Origin of the sequence: Lutibacter profundi, assembly GCF_001543325.1 — a bacterium.
GTDB lineage: Bacteria > Bacteroidota > Bacteroidia > Flavobacteriales > Flavobacteriaceae > Lutibacter > Lutibacter profundi.
In genome coordinates, this window is record NZ_CP013355.1 from 2,044,193 (window position 1) to 2,068,199 (window position 24,007).

Genomic DNA, 24,007 nt, shown 5'->3' on the forward strand with positions numbered 1-24,007 from the left:
AGGGCTTTTTTTATTAGATTTGTTTAAAAACATAACCATTGGGAGTTAAATTCAAAACAATAATAATACATGTATTTTATTTTTATATGTCACTGACCTTGGTTTCTTGTAGTGAAAATAAGAATAGTGATAAAAAAAATGAAAATACAGAAATAGATAGTATTTCGAATTGGATTAAGCAATCAAAAAACGTCAAAAACACACAATTTAAAAGAGAAAATTCATTAAATAAAGCCTTTGAAGCTACAAAACGTCAAAAATCAGATTTTGTTAAAAATAAATTATTATCAAAAATAGCCTTAGTAGCATTTGATTTAGGAAATGATGAATTATTTAGAAAAGTAAACCTGAAAGCACTATTATTATCTACAAAACTTCGTGATACTTTTAGAATTGGCGATGCACATTGGAATTATGGCTCGTATTACACAAGAAAAGAAATTATAGATAGTGCATATTTTCATTATCATGAGGCGTATAAGAAGTTTAAATCAATAAAAAACGAATCTTATACAGCAAAAATGCTGTACAATATGGGCTATATTGAAGGACTTTTAAAAGATTATACTGGGAGTGAGGTTTCTATTTTTGAGGCGATAACTATTTTTAAAAAATTAGGTAAAGATTTAAATTTATATCAATGCTATAATTATTTAGGCTTAATTTATTACAACCTTAATGAGTTTAATAGAGCAATTTATTATCATAACAAAGCATTAGAATATCTTAAAAATGTCAAAGAAAAAAGACTTTATAAAGAAGGTAGCTTAAGTAATTTAGGTTTGGTTTATCAAAAATTAAAAGATTATGAAAAAGCCATTGAGAGTTTTGAAAAGGCTTTAAATAATAGCAATCTAAAAAAACGAGATATTAATTTTTATGCACGGTTGATAGATAATATTGCTTATACCAAATTTTTAGATGGAGATACTACCAATGTTGTAAAAGAGCTTTATAAATCTTTAAAAATAAGAGATAGCGTTAAAAACATCTCAGGAATTGTGGTTAATAAATTGCATTTAGCAGAGTTGTATGCCTTAAAACAAGATACCTCAAAGGCTATTAAATTAGCAACCGAAGCACATGATTTAGCGAATAAAATAGAAAATAACCGTGATAAATTAAAATCATTGTTACTACTTTCAAAAATAGATAATAAAAAGTCAAATACTTATTTAAAGAATTATGTTCACTTAAATGATAGTCTTCAAATTGAAGAGCGAAAAATAAGAAATAAATTTACAAGAATACGTTTTGAAACTGATGAATATATTAAAGAAACTGAAAAACTTTCACAACAAAAAATACTAATTTCAGTTGGAGCTTTTTTTACTATTTTAATCCTTTCTTTCGCTTATTTTTTAAGAGTTCAAAGAGCTAAAAATAAAGAGTTGATTTTTGAAAGAGAACAGCAAAAATCGAATGAAGAAATTTTTTCTTTAATGCTTAAACAGCAGTCAAAATTAGAAGAAGGGCGTTTAAAAGAACGGCATAGAATTTCAGAAGATTTACACGACGGTGTTTTAGGAAAGATTTTTGGTACTAGAATTGGGCTCGGATTTTTAAAAATTAATGGAGATGAAGGCGCTATAAAAAAGCATCAATTTTTTATAGATGAACTTCAAACTATTGAAAAAGAGATTAGAACAATTTCACATGAATTGAAAAATGAAATTTTATCATCAAAAAAAGATTTCTTTAAAATTATTGATAATTTAATAGAACAAAAAAGCAGTTTAGGAAATTTTGAATACAAAACGTTTTATGATAAAGAAATACATTGGGATAAAATTAATGATGCAATAAAAATAAATTTGTACAGAATTTTACAAGAAGCATTGCAAAATATAATAAAATATGCACACGCAAGTAACGTAGAAATAGAGTTTAAAATAAAAGGAAATACCTTAAGTTTGCTAATTAAAGATAATGGAAAAGGGTTTGATATTTTTGAGAAAAGAAAAGGAATTGGAATAAAAAATATGAAATCTAGAGTTCGTAAATTGAATGGTACTTTTAAAATAAATTCAACATTTAATAAAGGAACTGTTATATTTGTATCATGCCCTATACAAAGTTAAAGTTATGAGTAAAATTTACAATGTATTAATAATTGATGATCATCCTATAATTGCTGACGCCTACAAAAGTGCTTTTGAATTTATAAGTTCTGAAAATAATAAAATTAATTTTAGCATATCAATAGTTCATAATTGTGATGATGCCATTCGAAAAATAGATGCTGTTTCAAAAGCAAAAAGTATACATATTGTTTTTTTAGATATTTCATTACCTCCATCAACCGACGGGGAAATTTTATCAGGAGAAGATTTAGGAATTAAAATTAGAGAACAACTACCAACCTGTAAAATTATTGTTGCCACAACCTTTAATGATAATTATAGAATTCAAGCAATTCTTAAAAATGTTAACCCAGATGGGTTTTTAATTAAAAACGATGTTAACAAAGAAGAATTAATAGCTTGCATAAAAACGGTAATGGATAATGTACCGTATTATAGTAAATCGGTGTTAGAATTATTTAGAAATCAAACTTCATTAGATTACAGATTAGATAAAATTGATAGGCAATTACTGTATGAAATGTCTATAGGTACCAAAATGAAACAACTTCCTAAGATTATTCCAATGTCTAAGGCGGGTCTTGAAAAAAGAAAAAAGCAGCTAAAAATATTATTTGACGTTAATGAGAGTGATGATAGAGGACTAATTTTAAAAGCAAAAGAAAAAGGGTTTATCTAATTAGATAAACCCTTTTTAATTATAAAACTTTGGGGCTGTTTTTACTATAAAAACAATTAGGGGTTGTTTGTTTATTCTTATAGCTATTTCAAATTTAGATTATTTTTAATGCAAAAAAAGAAATTTTTAATTTATTTTTAAATATTTCGGAAAGTTTATGGATTGTGCCTTTTAAAGTAGGCAAAAAGCCTATTTTTAGTCTGTAAATAAATAATTTTCATTTAAAAGAGAATAAAATTAAATATTTTATGAAAAATTTAACACGCTTAACAAAGGTAAAATAGTTAATAAAACGACATACTAACTATTATTGTTTAATTTTGGCAAATTATAACTAAAGAAACAAGCTTTTAATATGAAGAAAACAATTGCAATTCTATTTTTTTTAATAATAAGTGCTTCAAGTTTTTCACAAATTCTTAATCCTGTAAAATGGTCAACTTCTATTGAAAAAGTATCGGAGACAGAATATGATTTAATAATTCAAGCAACTATTGAAGATGGCTGGCATTTATATTCTCAAAATGTACCTGAAGATGGTCCAATACCAACCAATTTCACATTTGTAAAAATAGATGATTATGAGTTAGTAGGAAAAACTTCAGAAGAAGAAGGGCATACTGTTTTTGATGCTGTTTTTAATATGAACATAAAATATTTTGAAAATAAAGCTGTATTCAAACAACGGGTTAAAACTCTTTCAAAAAGCAATTTTAAAATTACAGGAGAAGTTGAGTTTATGGTTTGTGATGATTCAAGTTGTTTACCACCCACATTTGTAGATCTAGATTTTTCAATTCCAGCTAATAAAGGAATAACAACTGTAAATTTCAACACAAAAGAAAAAAATGAAACAGCAAAATCTACTGAAACAAAAATTGAAACCAAATTAAAAAAAGAGAAAAAACCATTAGATAAAAGTTTATTAACCATATTTCTTATCGCTTTCTTATCGGGGTTTGCCGCATTGTTAACGCCTTGTGTTTTTCCAATGATTCCAATGACTGTTAGTTTTTTTACAAAACAAAGTAAAAGTAAGGCTGTAGGAATTAAGAATGCACTTATTTATGGCGCTTCAATTATAATTATTTATGTTGCTTTAGGCTGGTTGGTTTCATTCTTTTTTGGAGCAGATGCTTTAAATGCACTATCTACAAACGTTTGGTTCAATGTATTTTTCTTTGTTATACTAGTAATATTTGCAGTTTCCTTTTTAGGGGCTTTTGAAATAGTTTTACCAAGTTCTTGGGGAACAAAAGTTGATGAGCAAGCAGATAGAGGAGGAATAATAGGCATCTTTTTTATGGCATTAGCACTTGCAATTGTCTCATTTTCTTGTACAGGGCCAATTGTAGGTACCTTGTTAGTACAAGCTGCTGCAGGAGGAAATCATGTAGGGCCAATTGTTGGAATGTTAGGATTTTCACTAGCATTGGCAATTCCTTTTGCGTTGTTTGCTGCTTTCCCTGGTTGGTTAAATTCGTTACCAAAATCGGGAGGCTGGTTAAATACAGTAAAAGTAGTTTTAGGATTTTTAGAACTAGCATTAGCATTTAAATTTTTATCAAACGCCGATTTAGTGTTGCAATTACATTGGTTAGAACGTGAAGTATTTTTAGCAATTTGGATTGCAATTTTTGGAACTTTAGCACTGTATCTTTTCGGAAAAATACAATTACCACATGATTCTCCATTAACACATATTTCTGTTGGAAGACTTACTTTAGGGTTAATAACACTGTCATTTACTATATATATGATTCCTGGTTTATGGGGAGCGCCATTAAATTTAATTAGTGCTTTTCCACCGGCTCAACATTATGCAGAATCACCTTACGGAATAGGATTTACAAAACTTAGCGAAGGTGTTGGTTCAAATAAAAATCATTCTGAAATTCCTGAAGGTGCTCATATCATGGCGCCTCATAATATTTTAGCTTTTAATGATTATGATAAAGGATTGGCGTATGCTAAAAAAGTAAATAAACCAGTACTATTAGATTTTACTGGTCACGCTTGTGTTAATTGTAGAAAAATGGAGCAAAACGTTTGGGCGAAAGATAAAATATTACCAATTCTTAAAAACGATGTCGTTTTAATTTCTTTATACGTTGATGATAAAAGAAAACTTCCCAATGGAGAAGAGATTGATTCTAAATTACGCCCTGGGAAAAAATTAAGATACATAGGTCAAAAATGGAGTGAAATGCAAACCATAAAATACGGAGCAAATGCACAACCTTTTTATGTCTTAATGAATCATAACGAAGAGAATTTAAATGACCCTGTTGCATATACACCTGATGTAGACGAATATTATAAATGGCTAAAAGAAGGAATAGCGAATTTTAAATAATTCAATTTTCACTTTTTAAATTAGTAAACTAACAAACGAATAATGAGTAGTTATAAACAAAAAATACCTTCTTCTAAGTTAGAAGATTATTTTCAGCAATTCAGAAAAAATATTGTAGGAATTAATCAAACATTTGAATCTCCCCATGGAGAAAAGGAAATTATTTATACAGATTGGACTGCAAGCGGAAGATTATACCGCCCTATTGAAGAAAGAATGTTAAACAAATTTGGTCCATTTGTGGCCAATACCCATACAGAAACCTCAATTACAGGTTCAGTAATGACTACAGCCTATCACAAAGCAAGAAATATAATTAAGCAACATGTAAATGCGAATGAAGAAGATGTTTTAATAACAGAAGGAACAGGTATGACAGGTGTTATTAATAAGTTTCAGCGTATTTTAGGATTAAAAATTTCCGAAAACTTAAAAGAACATACTAAAGTACCTGATGCTTTAAAGCCAATTGTATTTATAACGCATATGGAACACCATTCTAACCAAACATCTTGGTTAGAAACAATAGCAGATGTTGAAATAATTCCTTATCAAAAATCTGGCCTAGTTTGTTTTAAGAGTTTTAAAAAACTACTAACCAAATATAAAGACCGCCCCATAAAAATAGCTTCAATAACCGCTTGTTCAAATGTAACAGGAATAAGAACAGACTATTATAAAATAGCAGAGATAATTCATAAAAAAGGAGGACTTTGTTTTGTGGATTTTGCCTGTTCAGCACCTTATGTTAAAATTGACATGCATCCCAAAAAGAAAGAGGCTTATTTAGATGCTATTTTTTTCTCACCACATAAATTTTTAGGAGGCCCAGGAACTTCAGGAGTATTAATTTTTAATAAAAAACTATATAAAAATATTGTACCTGACAATCCGGGTGGAGGAACAGTAAACTTTACAAACCCTTGGGGTAATAGAGATTATATTGATGATATTGAAACGAGAGAAGATGGTGGCACACCAGGTTTTTTACAAACAATTAAAATTGCACTTTCAATTCAGTTAAAAGAAGAAATGGGAACTGAAAATATGTTAGATAGAGAACATGAGATTAATGATATTATTTTTGAACAACTTTCTAAGGTGCCAAACTTAAAGCTATTAGCAGGTCAACATACAAATAGGTTGGGTATTTTTTCTTTTTTTATTGAAGGGGCACATTTTAATTTAATAGTGAAGTTGTTAAATGATAGATTTGGCATTCAAACTCGTGGAGGTTGTAGTTGTGCGGGTACTTATGGTCACTTTCTTTTACATGTAGATCCACAAACTTCAAAAAATATTGAAGAGCAAATTAGTGACGGATGCTTAATTGAACGACCAGGATGGGTTCGCATGTCTATTCATCCAACATTAACAAACAAGGAAGTATTTTATGTGTGTGATAGTATAAAGCAAGTAGCGAAAAATTATGAGGAATGGGGTAAAGAATATACCTATAACGCTACAAAAAATGAATTTACTCACAATTCAGCTAAACCCATCGAAAAAGCTATTGTAAACAATTTGTTTGAGTAGGGTTTTTTAGATACAATTTTTTCTATATTTGAAAGAAAAAAATTAAATTTTAATGGACAATTTCATTTTTTACGTTAGGCAAGGTCTTTTCCATGTATTAGATTGGAATGCTTATGATCATATCTTGTTTTTAATAGCTTTAGCTGTTATTTATGATTTTAAAAACATAAAAAATATAATTTGGCTAATTACATTATTCACAGTTGGCCATACACTATCTCTAATACTTGCAGCATATAACATTGTTGAAATATCCTATAAATGGATAGAGTTTTTAATACCAGTTACAATTATAATAACGGCATTAGCAAATATCATTTTTATTAAAAATACAACAAAAAACACCAAAACAAACATAAATCTACTTTTCGCCTTATTTTTTGGCTTAATTCATGGTTTTGGATTTTCTAGCTATTTTAAATTGCTAGTTGGAACAACACATAATAAATTTATTCCATTATTAGAATTTGCTTTAGGTGTAGAGTTAGCTCAAATAGTAATTGTAACTATTGTTTTAATTGTAGGATTTATTTTTCAACATATTTTTCGGTTTTCAAAACGAGATTGGGTACTTATAATTTCTTCCATTGTTATTGGAATTGTACTTCCAATTCTTAAAGGCGCAATTTTTTGGTGAAAATTTAACATTGATTTTGTAAGAATCTTACTACTTTCGTAGTCATTTAAAAAATTTATGCAAAAAAAACAATTGAAATATGACCAAGCATATATGCGCATGGCATTTGAATGGGCAAAATTATCATATTGCGAAAGAAAACAAGTTGGCGCGTTAATTGTAAAAGATAGGATGATAATTTCTGATGGATTTAATGGTACTCCTACAGGGTTTGAAAATTGTTGTGAAGAAGGAGGAAACACAAAATGGTATGTATTACATGCAGAAGCTAATGCAATTTTAAAAGTTGCAAGTTCAACACAATCTTGTAAAAATTCAACACTGTATATAACTTTATCACCTTGTAAAGAGTGTAGTAAATTAATTCATCAATCAGGTATAAAAAGAGTCGTTTATGCAAAGGCATATAAAGATACTTCGGGTCTAGATTTTTTAGAAAAAGCAGGGGTAGAGTTAACACATATTAATAAAAAATAATGATTAAAAGAAAAGTAAATATTCCAATTTTTATTGGGCTTTCTATTGTAGTAGGGATTTTTATTGGTACTACATTTAACTATAAAAATAAATCGGTTTTATTTAGTTCAAATTCAAATGAAGTTAAAATAAAAAAACTTATTAATTACATACAATACGATTATGTTGATGAAGTAGATACAGATAGTTTGTTAGATGATGCTATTACCAATATGTTGGTAAAGTTAGATCCTCATTCTGTATATATTCCAAAAGAAGACCTACAACAGGTTACTGAAAGTATGCAAGGAAAATTTGTTGGTATTGGTGTCTCTTTTCTAATGTATCAAGATTCTGTTACCGTTACAAGTGTTATTGAAGGAGGCCCAAGTGAAAGGGCGGGATTGAAAGTAGGAGATAGAATTATAATTGCAGATAAAGACACGCTATTTGGTGAAAGTATTCTTAAAAAAGCAAAAATTAAAGAGAATGAAATAGGAACATTTGTAGGGAATAGAAAAATTAATGAAGCAGTAATTAAGGCATTAAAAGGAGAACCAGATACAAATGTTGATATTTCAATTTACAGGCGATCAATTAATAAAATTTTAGAAATACCTATTACACGAGGTGAAGTTTCTATAAAAAGTGTTCCATCTTTTTATATGATTAACAATACATTAGGATATATTGAGGTTAATCGTTTTGCAAGAACTACTTATAACGAATTCAAAGTAGCTTTAGATAAATTAATTTCAAAAGGGATGAAATCTTTAATTTTAGATTTAAGAGGAAACCCGGGTGGTTTTATGGACATTGCAGAGAAAATTGTTGATGAATTTTTAGAAGATGGAAAACTAATAGTTTTTACCAAAAATAAAAATGGAGAAGTAAATAAATCATATGCCACAAGTGATGGAGATTTTGAAAAAGGGAAAGTGTATGTTCTAATTAATCAAAACTCTGCTTCTGCTAGTGAAATTGTTGCGGGAGCTCTTCAAGATAACGATAAAGGTGTTATTGTAGGAAGACGTTCATTTGGGAAAGGATTAGTACAACAAGAAATGGATTTAGGTGATGGCTCAGCTGTAAGGTTAACAACATCTCGTTACTATACACCAACAGGAAGATCAATCCAAAAACCATATAACTCAAAAGATACAAAAGCATATAATAATGATTATATTGAAAGAATTCATAATGGAGAATTAATTTCAAAAGATAGTATTAAAGTTGATGACCATTTAAAATATACAACTCCAAAAGGGAAAATTGTTTATGGCGGCGGAGGTATTATACCAGATGTTTTTGTTCCTATTGATACCTTAAATAGTTTTAGCAATAGGTTATATGGTAAATTGAATGATTTTGTTTTTAAATATGTTGATAATCATAGAGAGGAAATGAATAAATGGAAATTAGACAATTTTGTAAAGGACTTTGATAAAGACAATAAAATTTTTAATATATACCTAAAACAGTTAGATTTAAAGAAGTCTATTTCTGATAACTCAAGAGAAAATATGGAAATTTATTTTAAAGCTTTAGTAGCTAGAAATTTATTTGGAGAAACAGGTTATTTAAAGATTGTTCAGAAAAAAGACAATATGATTTCAAAAGTGTTAGAATTAGAAAAAAGCACAAATTAAAAAGAATGTTTATCTTTAAATACTTAATTTAAATAAAGTTTGGTAATAAATAAAAAAATATATTTTGCTTCTGATCAACATTTTGGAGCACCCACAATTGAGCAAAGCAAAGTTCGTGAACAAAAGTTTATAGACTGGCTTGATACTATAAAAAGTGATGCTGAAATTATTTTTTTATTAGGTGACTTATTTGATTTTTGGTTTGAATACAAAAAAGTTGTTCCAAAAGGATTTATTAGAGTTTTAGGAAAACTAGCAGTATTGAGAGATAGCGGAATACAAATTTACTTTTTTGTTGGAAACCACGATCTTTGGATGCATGATTATTTTGACAAAGAATTAAATATTAAAGTATTTCATCAAATAAAAGAATTTACATTTAATAATAAAATTTTTTTAATAGGTCATGGAGATGGTTTAGGTCCTGGAGATAAAGGATATAAACGGATGAAAAAGTTATTTACCAATCCTATTTCTAAATGGTTTTACAGGTGGTTACACCCAGATATTGGTATACGCTTAGCGCAATATTTATCAATAAAAAATAAACTGATTTCAGGAGAAGAAGATGTAAAATATTTAGGAGAAGATAAAGAATGGTTAGCTCAGTATTGTAAAAAGAAATTAACAGAAAAACATTACGATTATTTTGTGTTTGGCCACAGACACCTTCCACTTGAAATAGCTATTTCAGAAAACTCCAAATATATTAATACTGGAGATTGGATTACTCATTTTACGTATGGAGAATTTGATGGTGAAGAACTGGTACTGAAAAAATTTTAATTATAAAAAAGGAGACTGTTAAGCCTCCTTTTTTTATGAATATATGCTACTTCTAATTTAGAATTTATAACTTAAACCAGCTCTTAAAATAGTACCATTAAATCCAAATTGATTTACTTCCCAAGGATATTTAAAACGACCACCAAGATCAGTAACAAAGTCTCCTTTAGTATCAATAGCATCAGGATACACATTTAATAAGTTATTTATAGATAAATTAACGGATACTTTTTCTGAGAAATTGTAATTAAAATTAATATCTGTTACTACTTTTCCCGCAAAAGTTTGATCTTTAGCTGGGTCACTAGCATGTTGCCAAGTAACTTCTCCAAAATAAGTATTGTTTAATTGCGCACTAAAGTCATTAAGCTTATAATCAAACCCTAGCATTATTTTAGTTTTTGGTCTAGAATCTGTAATTCTTGCTTGTTCTTTTCTATTAAAAATATCATAACCATTTTCAGCTAAAACTTGAGGTGTAGCAATTTGACCAACTATTTTTGTATTGTTAAAGTTTCCTGCAAAATTAATACCTAAAGAACCCCCACCAAAATTAATATTTGAAAAACTAGCTACAAAATCAGCTCCATTAGTTTCTGTATTCACAGCATTAATAAAGAATTTAATACTTGTAACGTTATAGTCGTTTAATATTTGCTCAACAGGATTAATAGTGTTATTATCACCATCAAATCCTACTTCACCTGTAAATAAAACTCTGTTATCAACATTAATTTTATAGAAATCTAATGAAAAAGAAAAATTATTACTTGGTTTAAGTGTAATACCTGCTGATAAGTTTTTAGATTCTTCAGCGTTTAATTGAGGAACACCCAAACCATCTCGTATTACAGGGTCAACATTGTTAAAAGTACCTTGATTTGAAATAGTACCTCCAGAAACTAATGTTTGTATATTACTTAAATAAATTTGATGCAATGAAGGGGCTCTAAATCCTGTTCCGTAAGAAGCTCGTAGTGCGCCTTTTTTTCCTAATTTGTATCTTGAACTAATTTTCCATGCAGAATTACTTCCAAAATCTGAAAAATCTTCATAACGAATAGCTCCACCTATCAAAAAGTTTTCTGAAGCATCCCAATCAAGATTTGCATAAACACCATAATTTGTTCTATCTTCATCTACAGCATTGGTAGGCTGAATACCTGGAAATGATTGTGCTCCACTGCCAAAATAAGAATCAGGTTCACCAGCGTCTGCTTTGAAGTATTCTTTTCTAGCTTCAGCTCCTAAAGCTAAACTTAATTGACCAAAACTTCTGTTTAAATCAAAGTTTGCTATTAAATTACTAAAAGTATAACCACCTGCTTTAAAATTTGTAGGACTTGCGGCTCCTAAATCAGGGTTTAAAGTATTTCCAATAGTATAGTCAACGCTGTTCATACCATAAGTTCCACTTAAATCAGCATTGAAACCAAAAAGGTCAAATTTAAAACCTATACTGTTAAATAAATCTTGAATATTAGTTTCAAATGTAGGTTGAAATCCTTGATACTCAGTTCCTGCTTCGTGCAATAAATTAAATGGATCTGGCACCCAATAAGGAGTTCTGTATAAGGCAAAACTAGTTCCTTTTCTAGTGTTTAAACCACCAAAAGCATAAAATTCTCCTGAATCATTTTTAAAAGGTAGTGCCATATTATAAAAGAATTCACCTTTTTTCATTTCAGGTTGACCAACAGTCATACCCATATCAGGGTTTTGTTGTAACCAAGGAAGCGTACCATTTAAAATAGCATCATCACCAAAAATAACACCAAATAAGCCATCTCCACCTGGAGATCCAGCTCTATTGGTTAATTCTTGTTGATAATATGATAATGTGAAATTTGCATATCCACCATTTTCACCAATGCTTAAAGTTGAATTTATATCAGCTCCAATATTAAAACCATCGCCTTTGGTTGTGATACCAGAATTTACATTTAAGTTGGTATACTCAACATTTTTCTTTAAAACAATGTTTATTACACCAGCAATTGCATCAGAACCATATTGAGCAGATGCACCATCTCTTAAAACTTCAATTCTTTCAATAGCAGCTGTAGGTATACTCTTCATATCTGTACCAACCTCACCTTTACCGGGTGTATCATTAATATAAACTAAAGCACTTTGATTTTTACGTTTACCATTTATCAATACAAGTGTTCTACTTGGACCTAAACCTCTTAAATCAGCTGGGTCAAAATGTGCAGTTGCATCGGAAATTGTTTGATTTGTGGAGTTATAAGAAGGAACCTTATAAGTTAACATTTGATCAATAGTAGTTTGTCCACTTGATTTTAGTTCGTTTACTCCAATATTATCAATTGGTACAGGAGAATCTAATACCGTTCGAGGTTTAGCTCTGTTTCCAGTTACAATTACTTCGTCTAAACCAAAACTTTCTTCTACCAAAGAGATGATTATATTGTTTGCTGAAGAAATAGTTATTGTTTGTGTTTTGAAGCCAATAAATGAGGCTTTTAAATTTGTAGGAAGCTTAGAAACGTTTAAGTGAAAAGCTCCGTTTTCATCAGAAGTAGTACCATTTGAAGTACCTCCTTCTATAATTGTAACAAAAGGAATACCTTCTCCCTTAGAATTTATTACTTTACCTGAAACTGAAGTTTGCGACCAAGTTATGAAAGGTATAAGTAATAAAAGTGTTAAAATTTTTAAATTTGTTAATAATTTTTTCATTTGAATTGAGTTTTTAATATTCGGTAAATATTAAAAAAATGTTAAAGTTACACAACATTATAGTTGATTAATACAACAATTATTATTAATTGTTAACTATTTAACAAAAAATCAACTAAAACGTTATAGTATTCTATTTTTTCTAAATTAAATATATTTTATATAATTTTTAAAACAGAAACTCAAAGAGGACGAAAGCGATGTTAAAATAGTATTAAACCTTCTATTTTACAGCTATTTTTAACCAATTTTTAACAAGAATTTCAATTTTTTTTTCAGCTATTTGCATTGTGTAATAAAGCATGTTAAATTCACGCGGTAAAAACAATAGAAATGATTGAAGAAAATAATATTTCAGTAGATATAAAAGCTATCAATGAAAAAATTGAAAAAGAGAGTGCTTTTGTAGATTTGTTAATGATGGAAATGAACAAGGTAATTGTTGGCCAAAAACATATGGTTGAACGATTATTAATTGGTTTGTTGGGGAATGGACACATTTTATTAGAAGGTGTACCAGGGTTGGCAAAAACATTAGCAATTAATACATTGTCTAAAGCTGTTCATGGAAAATTTAGTAGAGTTCAATTTACACCAGATTTATTGCCAGCGGATATTGTTGGAACGATGATTTATAGTGTAAAGGATAATGATTTTACAATTAAAAAAGGGCCCATTTTTGCAAATTTTGTATTGGCAGATGAGATTAATAGAGCGCCAGCAAAAGTACAATCAGCACTATTGGAAGCGATGCAGGAACGCCAAATTACTATTGGAGATACTACGTTTAAATTAGAAGAACCATTTTTAGTAATGGCAACTCAAAACCCAATAGAACAAGAAGGAACATACCCATTACCAGAAGCACAAGTTGACCGTTTTATGCTAAAAACGGTAATTGATTATCCTAAAATTTCTGAAGAACAGTTAATAATGCGTCAAAACTTAAAAGGAAACTATGAAAAAGTGAATGCAGTAGCTTCATTAGAGCAAATTAATAGAGCAAGACAAGCTGTAAAAGAAGTATATATGGATGAAAAAATAGAAAAATACATACTTGATCTTGTTTTTGCAACACGTTACCCTGAAAAATATAACTTACCCAATTTAAAAGGATTAATAAGTTTTGGAGCTTCTCCCCGTGGAAGTATTAACTTAGCAATGGCGGCAAAATGCTATGCCTTTATTAGACGTAGAGGTTACGTAATTCCTGAAGATGTTAGAGCTATTGTTTTGGATGTTTTACGCCATAGAGTTGGTATTACCTATGAGGCTGAAGCCGAAAATATTACTTCTGAAGACATTATAAATAAAATTGTTAACGAGGTAGAGGTTCCATAGAATATGTTTATTTGTGTAGCTGTTGATTTGTTTAAATCTAATTGTAATTAATTAGGTAAAAATGGCAATAGCAGTTCAATAAGTACACTTTTCAACAATTCAATAATAATATAGATGGATACTAAAGAAATATTAAAAAAAGTTCGAAAAATTGAAATCAAGACACGTAGGCTGTCTGATCACATATTTTCAGGTGAATATCATAGCTCGTTTAAAGGTAGAGGTATGACCTTTTCTGAGGTAAGGCAATATCAATATGGTGATGATGTTAGAGCAATAGACTGGAATGTAACTGCAAGGTATAATGAGCCTTTTGTAAAAGTATTTGAAGAAGAACGCGAATTAACGATGATGTTATTGGTTGATATAAGTGGTTCAGAATACTTTGGAACAACGCAACAGTTTAAACGAGATACCATTACCGAAATTGCTGCAACACTGGCTTTTTCAGCAATTCAAAACAATGATAAAGTAGGTTTATTGTTATTTTCAGATAATGTTGAATTATTTATTCCTCCTAAAAAAGGAAAGAGCCATGTATTACGTATTATTAGAGAATTAATAGAGTTTCAACCTAAAAGTACTAAAACAAACATTAGTGAAGCGCTTAAATTTTTATTAAGCGTAATGAAGAAAAAAGCCATTGTTTTTATGCTATCGGACTTTATGGATGAAAATTACGAATCTACACTAAAAATTGCCGGTAAAAAACACGATTTAACAGGTATTAGAGTATATGATAAACACGATGTTTCAATTCCAAATTTAGGCATGGTTTCAATGTTAGACGCAGAAACAGGAAAAACAATGTTAGTTAATACAGCTTCAAAAAGTGTTCGGAATAGCTATAAAGCGTATTATTTAAAAATGGTAGCATATTATGAAAAATCATTTAGCCATAGCGGATCAGGAACCATTAGTTCTCGAATAGATGAAAGTTATGTAAAAAAGTTACTGGGCTATTTTAAAAATAAAGGAGCGAGATAGCTTTATGATTTTAATGAGGAGAAAAATTTAAAAATGAAAAAAAAATTAGTTTATATATTATTTTTAATTGGTTTTATTGGGTTAGCTCAAGAAATTCCTGTTTCTATAGCAACAGATACTACTGCTATTAAAATTGGAGAGCAAATTCAATTAAAAATAACTGTAAATGAAACAAACAATGTAATTTTTCCTAAACTACAACTGGATAGTTTAAGAAAAGTTGAAGTTATAGAATCCTTACCTGTTGATACTTTAAAAAATAGATTAGAAAAAAAGTACCTACTTACAAGTTTTGATAGTGGGCAATATGTTTTGCCAAAACAGCAAGTTATTATTGGGAACAAGAAGTTTTTTACAGATTCACTTTTAATAAATGTTACAACAGTAAAAGTAGATACGCTTAAGCAAAAAATGTTTCCTATAAAATCAATTAAAAAGGAACCAAAAACATTAGATGATTACAAATATTTACTGTGGTGGCTAATACCAATTTTAGTTATTTTAGCGATAGTGTTATATTATATTTTCAGAAAGAAAGAGAAAAAAGAAACACAAAAAATATATGTTACTCCAATAAATGAAGCGTTACAGCGCTTAAAAGAATTAGATGAAAAACAATTATTAGAACAAAATAAAATAAAGGTCTATTATTCTGAACTTACTGATATTGTTAGAACATATCTTGAAAAAGATATGAATATACCAGCTTTAGAATCAACAACAAATGAATTGATTGAAACAATTAATGATTTTAATGAATCGAGCAACTTGGGAATTTCAAAAGAAACAATTAAACAATTGAAAGAAGTTTTACAAAGTGCCGATTTGGTTAAGTTTGCAAAATCAAAACCTGTAATTGACGAAATAAAAAGAGATAGAACTATTGCTGAAAATATTCTTAAAAACACACAAAATGCGGTTCAAATTAAACAGGACGAGCTTGTGGATGATAATGTTCAAGAAATTATTGTTTCACAAAAATCACCGATAAAAAGCAACAATATATTTAAAAAGTATCTTATTGTTTTTATAACTACTATTGTGCTTATTGTAAGTGTTTTAGGGTATTTTGGATATAAATATGTTAAAGGTAAATCTATTGAAAAAACCGCCTCTGAAATGTTAGAGGAGAAATGGTACACTTCTTCTTATGGTTCACCTGAAGTAACTATTGAAACACCTAAAAAACTACAGAAGCAAACGATAGAGATTCCAGAAAATTTAAAATCAATAATTCAAAGCCAAACTACCTATAACTATGGAAGTTTAACAGGCAACATTTATATTGAAGTAACATCAATTAATTTTGTTAATGAATTAGAAAACTTTAGTTATGATACTGGAATTCAAGCAATTTTACAACAGATTTCACAAAAAATAGGAGCTAAATTTACGGGGCTGCATGAAGAAATTAGAGTTAACAATGGGGTAGAAGGAAGAATAATTACAGCTAATTATGAATTGGAAAATAAAATAACACAACAACAAAACAAATATAAATTTACGCTGTTGTTTTTTGCAAACACTAAAAATATTCGTCAGATACTTGTAACTCAGTTAAATGGTGATGATAAAGCATTAGAAGTTAGTAATAGAATTATAAATTCAGTTTCTTTAAAACCATAAGTATGTTTCAAAATTTCGAATTTTTAAATCCACAGTTTTTATGGTTATTATTAGGAATACCGGTGTTAGCGGTTTGGTACTTTTTTACCCAAAATAAAGATAACGCAACTTTAACCATTCCAACTACTAAGGGATTTGAAACGTCTCCTTCAATTTTATCAAAATTAAAACCATTGCTCTATATTTTAAGGTTATTAGCATTAACATTATTAATAGTTGCATTGGCCAGACCAAGAAATGTTTCGGTAAGTAAACGAACAAAAACGAATAAAGGGATTGATATTGTAATGGCAATTGATGTATCTGCAAGTATGCTTGCACGAGACTTAAAACCTAACAGATTGGAAGCATTAAAAAAAGTAGCAACTGAATTTGTTAATGAACGACCAAATGACAGGATTGGAATTGTGGTTTATGCAGGTGAAAGTTTTACGAGAACTCCAATTACGAGTGATAAACGTATTATTAGAAAAACCATTTCAGAAATAAAATGGGGAGAGTTAGATGGAGGTACAGCAATAGGTATGGGGTTAGGCTCAGCGGTTAATCGTTTAAAAGAAAGTAAAGCCAAAAGTAAAGTTATTATTTTGTTAACTGACGGTGTAAACAATACGGGTTTTGTAGATCCAAAAACAGCAACAGAATTAGCGATTGGCTTAGGTATAAAAGTGTATACAATTGGGTTAGGAACAAATGGAACAGCATCCTTTCCTTACGCACAAGACCCAAAAACAGGAAAGTTACTCTTTAGAAATTCACCAGTTGAAATAGATGAAAATTTACTTCAATATATTGCAAAAGAAACGGGAGGTAAATATTTTAGAGCAACTGATAACACCAAATTAAAAGCAATTTATAACGAGATTAACAAGTTAGAAAAAACGGAGATTGAAGAATTTAAATATTATAATTATCAAGAACAATATAGATTTTTGGTACTATTGGCAGGGTTGCTAATAGTAATTGAAATAATTTTAAAACATACAATTTTTAGGAGTTTTATATAAATTTTTCTTAAGGAAATTAAAAAGAGTTATGTATCAAATAGAAGAGCCAACATATTTTGTGTATTTAGCAATTATTCCAGTAATATTTGTGATGTTTTTAATGGTCTTTTGGTGGAAAAAAAGAACTCAAAAGCAATTTACAACTAGTAAATTAATTGAAAAATTAAGTCCGGAAAAATCTACATTTAAATCCTTTTTAAAAATTATTGTTGTTAGTTTAGGACTTGCATTTTTAATTATTTCGCTTGCAAACCCTAAAATGGGAACAAAACTAGAAACAATTAAGCGTCAGGGAGTTGATATTGTTTTTGCTTTAGACGTTTCTAAAAGTATGTTGGCAGAAGATATTGCACCAAGTCGTTTAGATAAAGCAAAGCAAATTATTACTAAAATAATTGATAATTTAGGAAGTGACAGAGTAGGAATAATTGTATACGCAGGGAATGCATATCCCTTACTACCAATTACAACGGACCACGCAGCTGCGAAAATGTTTTTACAAAATGCCAATCCAGATATGGTTTCAAGTCAAGGTACAGCAATTAATGAAGCTATTGAGAGAGCCTTAACTTATTATGATGATAATGAACAAACAAACCGATTCTTATTTATTGTATCTGATGGAGAAGACCATGCTGAAAATGATTTTTCAGCTATAAATCAAGCTGTACGAGAGGGTATAAAAACGTATACTATTGGTGTTGGAACAGAAGGTGGAGGCCCAATTCCATTAAAAAATACTATTGGAGGAATTAGCTATAAAAAAGATAGTAAAGGAGAGGTTGTAATAACTAAAATGAAGACGCAAACGTTACAAGATATTGCTAACAAAGGAAAAGGGAAATACATCAACGGAAATAAAACACAAGAAACAATTAATACAGTTAGTGATTTACTTTTAAAAGCTGAAAAAAATGAATTTGAAACCAAACAATTTTCAGATTATAAAGATCAATTTCAATGGTTTATAGGTTTTGGTCTATTATTCTTAATAATAGATGTATTATTGCTTGAAAAGAAAACAAAATGGATTCAGAAATTAAATTTATTTAATCAAACAGAAGTATTAAAAAAATAGGTGATAAATGAAAAATATTTTATTCATAGTATTCTTATGTTTAACAACTGTTATTTTTTCTCAAGAAAAAACTTCTAAAAAGCTTGAACGTGAAGCTAGAAAAGAGATTAGAGAAGGAAACAAACTATACAATCAATTAAATTTTAAAGAAGCTGAAATAGCTTATAAAAAAGGACTTTCTAAAAATAAGAACTACCCTAAGGCTATGTATAATTTAGGGAATGCAATTTATCAACAAGATAGGTTTAAAGAAGCAATAAATCAATTTGAATTGGCTGAAAAAACAGTTAAAAATAAAATGGACAAAGCAGAAGCTTTTCATAATATGGGAAATTCTTTTATGAAGGAAAAACAGTATGGAAAAGCTGTAGAAGCGTTTAAAAATGCTTTAAGAAATAATTCAAAAGATGATGAAACACGTTATAATTTGGCGCTAGCTCAAGAGTTATTGAAACAGCAACAACAACAAAACAAGAATAATAAAGATAAAAACAAAGACAAAAACAACAAGGATAAAAACAACAAGGATAAAAAAGATAATAAAGAGGGAGATAAGGATAAGAAAGACGATAAGAATAAAGATAAAGACAAAGGAAAAGATAAAAAAGACAAAAAAGGAGATGAAAAGAAAAACAAAGACAAAAAACAAAATAAAGATAAACAACAGCAAAAACCTAGGCCAAATCAGTTATCTCCTGAGCAAATGAGGCAATTGCTTGAGGCTATGAATAATGAAGAAAATAAAACGCAAAAAAAATTGAATGCAAAAAAAGCAAAGGGGAGAAAAATAAAACAAGAAAAAGATTGGTAAAATGAAAATGAGAAGAGTTTACATACTAGCTGTTTTAGTGTTTACAACACAAATGCTTTTTGCTCAAGTTGAGTTTAAAACTATTGTAAGTAAAAATAAATTAGGTGTAAATGAGCGATTTAGAATTGAATTTATAGTAAATAAACAAGGTGCAGATCATTTTGTACCTCCATCATTTTCTAATTTTAAAGTTGTTGGAGGGCCTAGTTCTTCTGTAAATCAATCTTGGATAAATGGAAAATCAACCTATTCTCAAGCCTATATCTATGTTGTGGAACCTAAAAGAGAAGGTGAATTTACAATTCAACCGGCAAAAATAGAGTATAAAGGTAAAATAGTAAAATCTAACAAGGTTAAAATAACTGTAACAAAAGCAATAGAAATACCTAAAGACCCGAACAATCCAAATTATATTGCTCAACAAAATATTCATTTAGTGGCTGAAGTTTCAAATTTGAATCCATATGTTGGTGAGGGAATTTATGTAGTTTATAAGTTGTTTGTAAGCCAAAATATAAGTGTGAATGACTGGCGAGTTAGTGATTCACCTCAATATAATGGTTTTTGGAATCAAGATATTGAGGTGAAAAATGGCAATGTAAAAAAAGGGAGTTACAATGGAGAGCCTTACAGATATATTATTTTAAAAAAAGCAGTATTAATTCCACAGAGATCGGGTAAGTTATTAATTGAACCCATTAAAATGGATTTTTCAGTTGGCATACCAACAGGAAGAGGAGATTTTTTTGGAAATATGATTACTAGAAATATTAATTATACAACAAAATCAATTGTAAAAACAGTAAATGTTAAAGCATTACCAGAAAAAGGGAAACCAATGGGTTTTTCAGGAGCAGTAGGAGAGTTTGATTTTAAAGTTGAGACAACTAAAAATGTATTAAAAGCAAATGAGGCAGCTCAAATTAAAGTTGAAGTATCTGGAAGAGGTAATTTAAAACTTTTTGATATTCCAAAAATTACTACACCAGCCGAATTAGAAGTATACACCCCTGAGCATAAAGAACAAGTTGTAACATCTTTAAACGGATTGAGAGGAAGTATTCAAGATTCGTACACCATAGTTCCTCAATTTAAAGGGAAATATAAAATACCAGCAGTTACATTTTCATACTTTAATCCAAAAATTAAAAAATATATAACAATACAATCTGAAGCTATTATTGTTAATGTTACAGAAGGAAAAGAATTACTTTCTAACAATAGTAATTTAAATAATAGTAATAAACAACAAGTGGTTGCTAATGCTAATAATTTTAGATTTATTGCTTTAAAAACAACATTTAAATCAAAAAACAGAAAAGAATTTTTAAACTCAACTAAGTTTTACTTATTACTATTACTACCCTTTTTAGCAATTCCTATTGGTGTAATACTAGGTAAAAAAAGAGCGCAACGAGCAGGTGATGTATTTGGGAATAAAATTAGGAAAGCTGATAGGTTGGCTCGTAAATATTTATCTGAAGCTAAAAAACAATTGGGAAATCAAGAAGCATTTTACATTGCTTTAGAGAAGGCATTACACAATTTTTTAAAAGCAAAACTTTATTTGGAAACATCAGAAATTTCAAAAGAAAAAATTATAGATTTATTACAAACTAAAAAAGTTGATGAGTCATCAATAAATGAATTTATGGATGTTTTAAATAATTGCGATTTTGCCCGTTATACACCAACAACAAATGTGCTAATGAAGCAGGATTTTGAAAAAGCAAAAAAAGTAATAACCAACATAGATAAACAATTGTAAAATGAAAAAATTATTTTTATTTTTTTGATATTTTTTAGTTTGGTTTTAGAAGCTCAAAACGCAAATGAATTATTTTCAAAAGCAAATAATTTGTATAAAAATGGCGAATATTCAAAAGCCATCGAATTGTATTCTGCTATTGAGAAGCAAGGTTTAGAATCGGATGAATTATTTTTTAATTTAGGAAATTCATACTACAAACTTAATAAAGTTGCTCCATCTATTTATTATTATGAAAAAGCACTAAAAATAAACCCATCAAATGAAGATGCTTTAACTAATTTAAGTTTTGCAAAGCGTATGACTATTGATGTAATTGAAGATTTGCCAAAAACATTTTTACAACGGTTTTCAACAAATATTATTCAAAAATTATCATTTGATACTTGGGCTACTATTGCAGTTGTATCTTCTTTTTTAGTTGCTGTATTATTTTTGTTATACTATTTTTCTTTTTCATCTAAAAAGAAATTAGTATACTTTAATACAACAATATTTACGGCTTTTGTATTAATTATAAGCGTGTTTTTTGGGTATAACAATTATAAAACGGTAAAAAATAATAGAGTAGCTATCATTTTTGTGCCAAAAGTTGAAATTAAAAATGCTCCATCAACTAATAGTGATGAGGTATTTGTACTTCATGAAGGTACCAAAGTGATTATTTTAGATGAACTTGATAATTGGAAAAAAATTAAAATTGCTGATGGTAAAATTGGCTGGATATACGCCGATGATTTAAAAGAAATTTGATGTTTTTTTACAACAGTACTTATTTATTAAACAAGGATTCTATTTTTTCTTTTAAATGTTTTCCATGAATATTTACGGCAATAATTTTACCTGTTGAGTCAATTAAAAAGTTTGTTGGTAAGGCGGTAATTCCATATTCAGTTGATACGGGTGTGTTAAACCCTTCAACTGTAGAAACCTCTGTCCATACTCGTTTATCTTTTTCAATAGCTTTAATCCAGCTAGAACGCTTTGAATCTAGAGAGATACCATAAATATCAAATCCTTTTGAGTGATATAATTTGTACAAATTGTTTAATAATACACTTTCTGTTCTACAAGGCGGACACCAACTTGCCCAAAAATCAACTAAAGTATACTTTCCTTTAATAGTATTTAGTGAAATTATTTCACCGTTTTTATTTGGCATTTCAATATTTCCAATAAAACCCCCAATACTTGTTTTTTGAAGTAAGTTAAGTTTATTTTTAAGTTTTTGGGTAATTTCTATGTTAGAATGTGTTTTTTCAAAATTAGAAACTAAAGATTGTAAAAACGGTAAATTATCGCCACCATTCCATCGAGGTGAAGTAGCGTAAATAGCAATGGATGTCCCCATTTTATCTTTTACAAAAGTAATTAATTCATTTAAATGTTTTTTGTAATTTTCAACTTCAAGCTCTCTTAATTCAGCTATTTTACGTTCGTTTTCACCAGCCTTTTTTAAGGCTTTAATATTATTTCTAACAGATTTTACCAAACGGTTTAATGAAGCTACTCTAAAAGCCTCATAATCATTTAATAATTGTGTATCAACAGATCCTTTCACAGTTAAATTTTCAATAGAATTTCCATTAATTTCAATATTTTGACCTTTGTCAATAGCAAGTTCAATAGTTTTTTTATCAAAAGTTAAATTATAGATGCCAGGTTCTAAAAAATAAACAGAATTAAACCGTCCTCGATTATTAATTTTTAAGGTATCAATAAATAGTGTAGTTTTCTTTTGAATGTTTTTAATTTTTGATAATAACGCATAATTATTATTTAAACCACTTATCTTTCCTGAAATACTAAAAGAGTTAGGGTCTTTTGTTGAACAACTTAAAAAAATTAAAGTAAAGACAACGCTGAGAGAAATAAAAGAATTTTTAAAAGACATAAACTGTTTTTTATATTAGATTTTTAATTTTCGAATATAAAACAAATGTTTCATAAATCAATCACTCATAATTTTTTCCGATTTTTTTTCAACAATTTCTAAAAAATTTGGAAAAAGAGTTGGTGCCAAATTTTTAATAGGTTTATATAATATAGAATTTTGGGTCTGTTCTTCAGAAATAAAAGGGATAGTGTTATTTAGTTTGTTGAAAATAAGTAGAATAACACTAAATACAAGTCCAATTTTAAGAGCGCCAAAAACACCGCCAAATAATTTATTGAGCAAACCTAAAGAAGCAAAATCAGCTATTTTAGTAAATAATTTACCTAATAAACCAATAGCCAAAACTATAATACCAAAAGTAATAGCAAATGAAATAATAGTAATATATTTTTCATCCCAAGAAATATAGTTAACCATTAAATTACCAATAAAGTATGAAAAATGAATTGCACCATAAACACCTGCGATAAGAGCAATTAATGAAGCTACTTCAACAAACAAACCCTTTAAAATGCCTCTAATAAAGCCAAAAACTAAAAAAGCTACAATTATAATATCAAAAGTATTCATTTACTGAGTTTTTGTAAATATACATGAATGGATTTG

General features: G+C 28.6%; 19 protein-coding genes. 16 read left to right on the forward strand and 3 right to left on the reverse strand.

Translation table 11 applies throughout. The annotated features are described in order from the left end of the window. Positions 1 to 86: 86 nt before the first annotated feature. The 8 genes from Lupro_RS09035 (at position 87) to Lupro_RS09070 (ending at position 10,183) form a co-directional block, all read left to right on the forward strand. Positions 87 to 2,081, forward strand: a complete 1,995-nt coding sequence (locus Lupro_RS09035) for a tetratricopeptide repeat-containing sensor histidine kinase (RefSeq protein ID WP_082703888.1) — start codon at positions 87 to 89, stop codon at positions 2,079 to 2,081. Positions 2,082 to 2,085: 4 nt separating this feature from the next. Further along, positions 2,086 to 2,763, forward strand: a complete 678-nt coding sequence (locus Lupro_RS09040; protein ID WP_068209023.1) for a response regulator — start codon at positions 2,086 to 2,088, stop codon at positions 2,761 to 2,763. Positions 2,764 to 3,118: 355 nt separating this feature from the next. Next, a complete protein-coding gene (locus Lupro_RS09045; RefSeq protein ID WP_068209025.1) occupies positions 3,119 to 5,119 on the forward strand; it encodes a protein-disulfide reductase DsbD family protein in 2,001 nt (666 codons plus the stop codon). Between the two features lie 42 nt (positions 5,120 to 5,161). Further along, a complete protein-coding gene (locus tag Lupro_RS09050; RefSeq protein WP_068209028.1) occupies positions 5,162 to 6,655 on the forward strand; it encodes an aminotransferase class V-fold PLP-dependent enzyme in 1,494 nt (497 codons plus the stop codon). Positions 6,656 to 6,707: 52 nt separating this feature from the next. Continuing rightward, positions 6,708 to 7,292 (forward strand): HupE/UreJ family protein, encoded by a 585-nt coding sequence (locus Lupro_RS09055; RefSeq protein WP_068209032.1) that lies wholly within the window; start codon positions 6,708 to 6,710, stop codon positions 7,290 to 7,292. A 57-nt stretch (positions 7,293 to 7,349) separates the two neighbouring features. Then, positions 7,350 to 7,769 (forward strand): deoxycytidylate deaminase, encoded by a 420-nt coding sequence (locus tag Lupro_RS09060; protein ID WP_068209034.1) that lies wholly within the window; start codon positions 7,350 to 7,352, stop codon positions 7,767 to 7,769. Further along, complete coding sequence (locus Lupro_RS09065; protein WP_068209036.1) at positions 7,769 to 9,397, forward strand: S41 family peptidase; 1,629 nt, start codon at positions 7,769 to 7,771, stop codon at positions 9,395 to 9,397. Before Lupro_RS09060 ends, Lupro_RS09065 begins: the two co-directional genes overlap by 1 nt. A 39-nt stretch (positions 9,398 to 9,436) precedes the next feature. Beyond that, positions 9,437 to 10,183 carry a UDP-2,3-diacylglucosamine diphosphatase gene (locus Lupro_RS09070; RefSeq protein WP_068209038.1) on the forward strand — a complete coding sequence of 249 codons (747 nt, stop codon included), beginning with the start codon at positions 9,437 to 9,439 and terminating at the stop codon, positions 10,181 to 10,183. 57 nt (positions 10,184 to 10,240) lie between these two features. Here the strand turns inward: Lupro_RS09070 and Lupro_RS09075 are convergent, their stop codons facing one another. Next, complete coding sequence (locus tag Lupro_RS09075; protein ID WP_068209041.1) at positions 10,241 to 12,886, reverse strand: TonB-dependent receptor; 2,646 nt, start codon at positions 12,884 to 12,886, stop codon at positions 10,241 to 10,243. 333 nt (positions 12,887 to 13,219) lie between these two features. On the opposite strand from Lupro_RS09075, the gene Lupro_RS09080 reads away from it, so the two are divergent. The 8 genes from Lupro_RS09080 (at position 13,220) to Lupro_RS09115 (ending at position 22,257) form a co-directional block, all read left to right on the forward strand. Further along, entirely contained in the window at positions 13,220 to 14,227 is a 1,008-nt protein-coding gene (locus tag Lupro_RS09080) for an AAA family ATPase (protein WP_068209044.1), read from the forward strand. 114 nt (positions 14,228 to 14,341) lie between these two features. Beyond that, positions 14,342 to 15,214, forward strand: a complete 873-nt coding sequence (locus Lupro_RS09085; protein ID WP_068209046.1) for a DUF58 domain-containing protein — start codon at positions 14,342 to 14,344, stop codon at positions 15,212 to 15,214. 33 nt (positions 15,215 to 15,247) lie between these two features. Beyond that, the gene (locus tag Lupro_RS09090) at positions 15,248 to 16,840 is read left to right on the forward strand and encodes a hypothetical protein (RefSeq protein WP_068209050.1); all 1,593 of its coding nucleotides are present in this window, start codon (positions 15,248 to 15,250) and stop codon (positions 16,838 to 16,840) included. 2 nt (positions 16,841 to 16,842) lie between these two features. Next, positions 16,843 to 17,847, forward strand: a complete 1,005-nt coding sequence (locus Lupro_RS09095) for a vWA domain-containing protein (RefSeq protein WP_068209053.1) — start codon at positions 16,843 to 16,845, stop codon at positions 17,845 to 17,847. 28 nt (positions 17,848 to 17,875) lie between these two features. After that, a complete protein-coding gene (locus tag Lupro_RS09100) occupies positions 17,876 to 18,925 on the forward strand; it encodes a vWA domain-containing protein (RefSeq protein WP_144439128.1) in 1,050 nt (349 codons plus the stop codon). Positions 18,926 to 18,932: 7 nt separating this feature from the next. After that, positions 18,933 to 19,736, forward strand: a complete 804-nt coding sequence (locus Lupro_RS09105; RefSeq protein ID WP_068209056.1) for a tetratricopeptide repeat protein — start codon at positions 18,933 to 18,935, stop codon at positions 19,734 to 19,736. 1 nt (position 19,737) lies between these two features. After that, positions 19,738 to 21,504, forward strand: coding sequence for a BatD family protein (locus Lupro_RS09110; RefSeq protein WP_068209059.1), 1,767 nt, complete (start codon positions 19,738 to 19,740; stop codon positions 21,502 to 21,504). A 24-nt stretch (positions 21,505 to 21,528) separates the two neighbouring features. Further along, a complete protein-coding gene (locus tag Lupro_RS09115; protein WP_227807436.1) occupies positions 21,529 to 22,257 on the forward strand; it encodes a tetratricopeptide repeat protein in 729 nt (242 codons plus the stop codon). 19 nt (positions 22,258 to 22,276) lie between these two features. On the opposite strand, the gene Lupro_RS09120 is transcribed toward Lupro_RS09115, so the two are convergent. After that, a complete protein-coding gene (locus tag Lupro_RS09120; RefSeq protein WP_068209066.1) occupies positions 22,277 to 23,398 on the reverse strand; it encodes a TlpA disulfide reductase family protein in 1,122 nt (373 codons plus the stop codon). Between the two features lie 57 nt (positions 23,399 to 23,455). Then, positions 23,456 to 23,971 carry a CvpA family protein gene (locus tag Lupro_RS09125; RefSeq protein WP_068209069.1) on the reverse strand — a complete coding sequence of 172 codons (516 nt, stop codon included), beginning with the start codon at positions 23,969 to 23,971 and terminating at the stop codon, positions 23,456 to 23,458. Between the last annotated feature and the right edge of the window lie 36 nt (positions 23,972 to 24,007).

What these genes read in the sequence shown, in the direction of transcription:
- Lupro_RS09035 (WP_082703888.1), top strand. Translation starts at nt 87, where the DNA reads ATGTCACTGACCTTGGTTTCTTGTAGTGAAAATAAGAATAGTGATAAA.
- Lupro_RS09040 (WP_068209023.1), top strand. Translation starts at nt 2,086, where the DNA reads ATGAGTAAAATTTACAATGTATTAATAATTGATGATCATCCTATAATT.
- Lupro_RS09045 (WP_068209025.1), top strand. Translation starts at nt 3,119, where the DNA reads ATGAAGAAAACAATTGCAATTCTATTTTTTTTAATAATAAGTGCTTCA.
- Lupro_RS09050 (WP_068209028.1), top strand. Translation starts at nt 5,162, where the DNA reads ATGAGTAGTTATAAACAAAAAATACCTTCTTCTAAGTTAGAAGATTAT.
- Lupro_RS09055 (WP_068209032.1), top strand. Translation starts at nt 6,708, where the DNA reads ATGGACAATTTCATTTTTTACGTTAGGCAAGGTCTTTTCCATGTATTA.
- Lupro_RS09060 (WP_068209034.1), top strand. Translation starts at nt 7,350, where the DNA reads ATGCAAAAAAAACAATTGAAATATGACCAAGCATATATGCGCATGGCA.
- Lupro_RS09065 (WP_068209036.1), top strand. Translation starts at nt 7,769, where the DNA reads ATGATTAAAAGAAAAGTAAATATTCCAATTTTTATTGGGCTTTCTATT.
- Lupro_RS09075 (WP_068209041.1), bottom strand. Translation starts at nt 12,886, where the DNA reads ATGAAAAAATTATTAACAAATTTAAAAATTTTAACACTTTTATTACTT.
- Lupro_RS09080 (WP_068209044.1), top strand. Translation starts at nt 13,220, where the DNA reads ATGATTGAAGAAAATAATATTTCAGTAGATATAAAAGCTATCAATGAA.
- Lupro_RS09085 (WP_068209046.1), top strand. Translation starts at nt 14,342, where the DNA reads ATGGATACTAAAGAAATATTAAAAAAAGTTCGAAAAATTGAAATCAAG.
- Lupro_RS09090 (WP_068209050.1), top strand. Translation starts at nt 15,248, where the DNA reads ATGAAAAAAAAATTAGTTTATATATTATTTTTAATTGGTTTTATTGGG.
- Lupro_RS09095 (WP_068209053.1), top strand. Translation starts at nt 16,843, where the DNA reads ATGTTTCAAAATTTCGAATTTTTAAATCCACAGTTTTTATGGTTATTA.
- Lupro_RS09100 (WP_144439128.1), top strand. Translation starts at nt 17,876, where the DNA reads ATGTATCAAATAGAAGAGCCAACATATTTTGTGTATTTAGCAATTATT.
- Lupro_RS09105 (WP_068209056.1), top strand. Translation starts at nt 18,933, where the DNA reads ATGAAAAATATTTTATTCATAGTATTCTTATGTTTAACAACTGTTATT.
- Lupro_RS09110 (WP_068209059.1), top strand. Translation starts at nt 19,738, where the DNA reads ATGAAAATGAGAAGAGTTTACATACTAGCTGTTTTAGTGTTTACAACA.
- Lupro_RS09120 (WP_068209066.1), bottom strand. Translation starts at nt 23,398, where the DNA reads ATGTCTTTTAAAAATTCTTTTATTTCTCTCAGCGTTGTCTTTACTTTA.
- Lupro_RS09125 (WP_068209069.1), bottom strand. Translation starts at nt 23,971, where the DNA reads ATGAATACTTTTGATATTATAATTGTAGCTTTTTTAGTTTTTGGCTTT.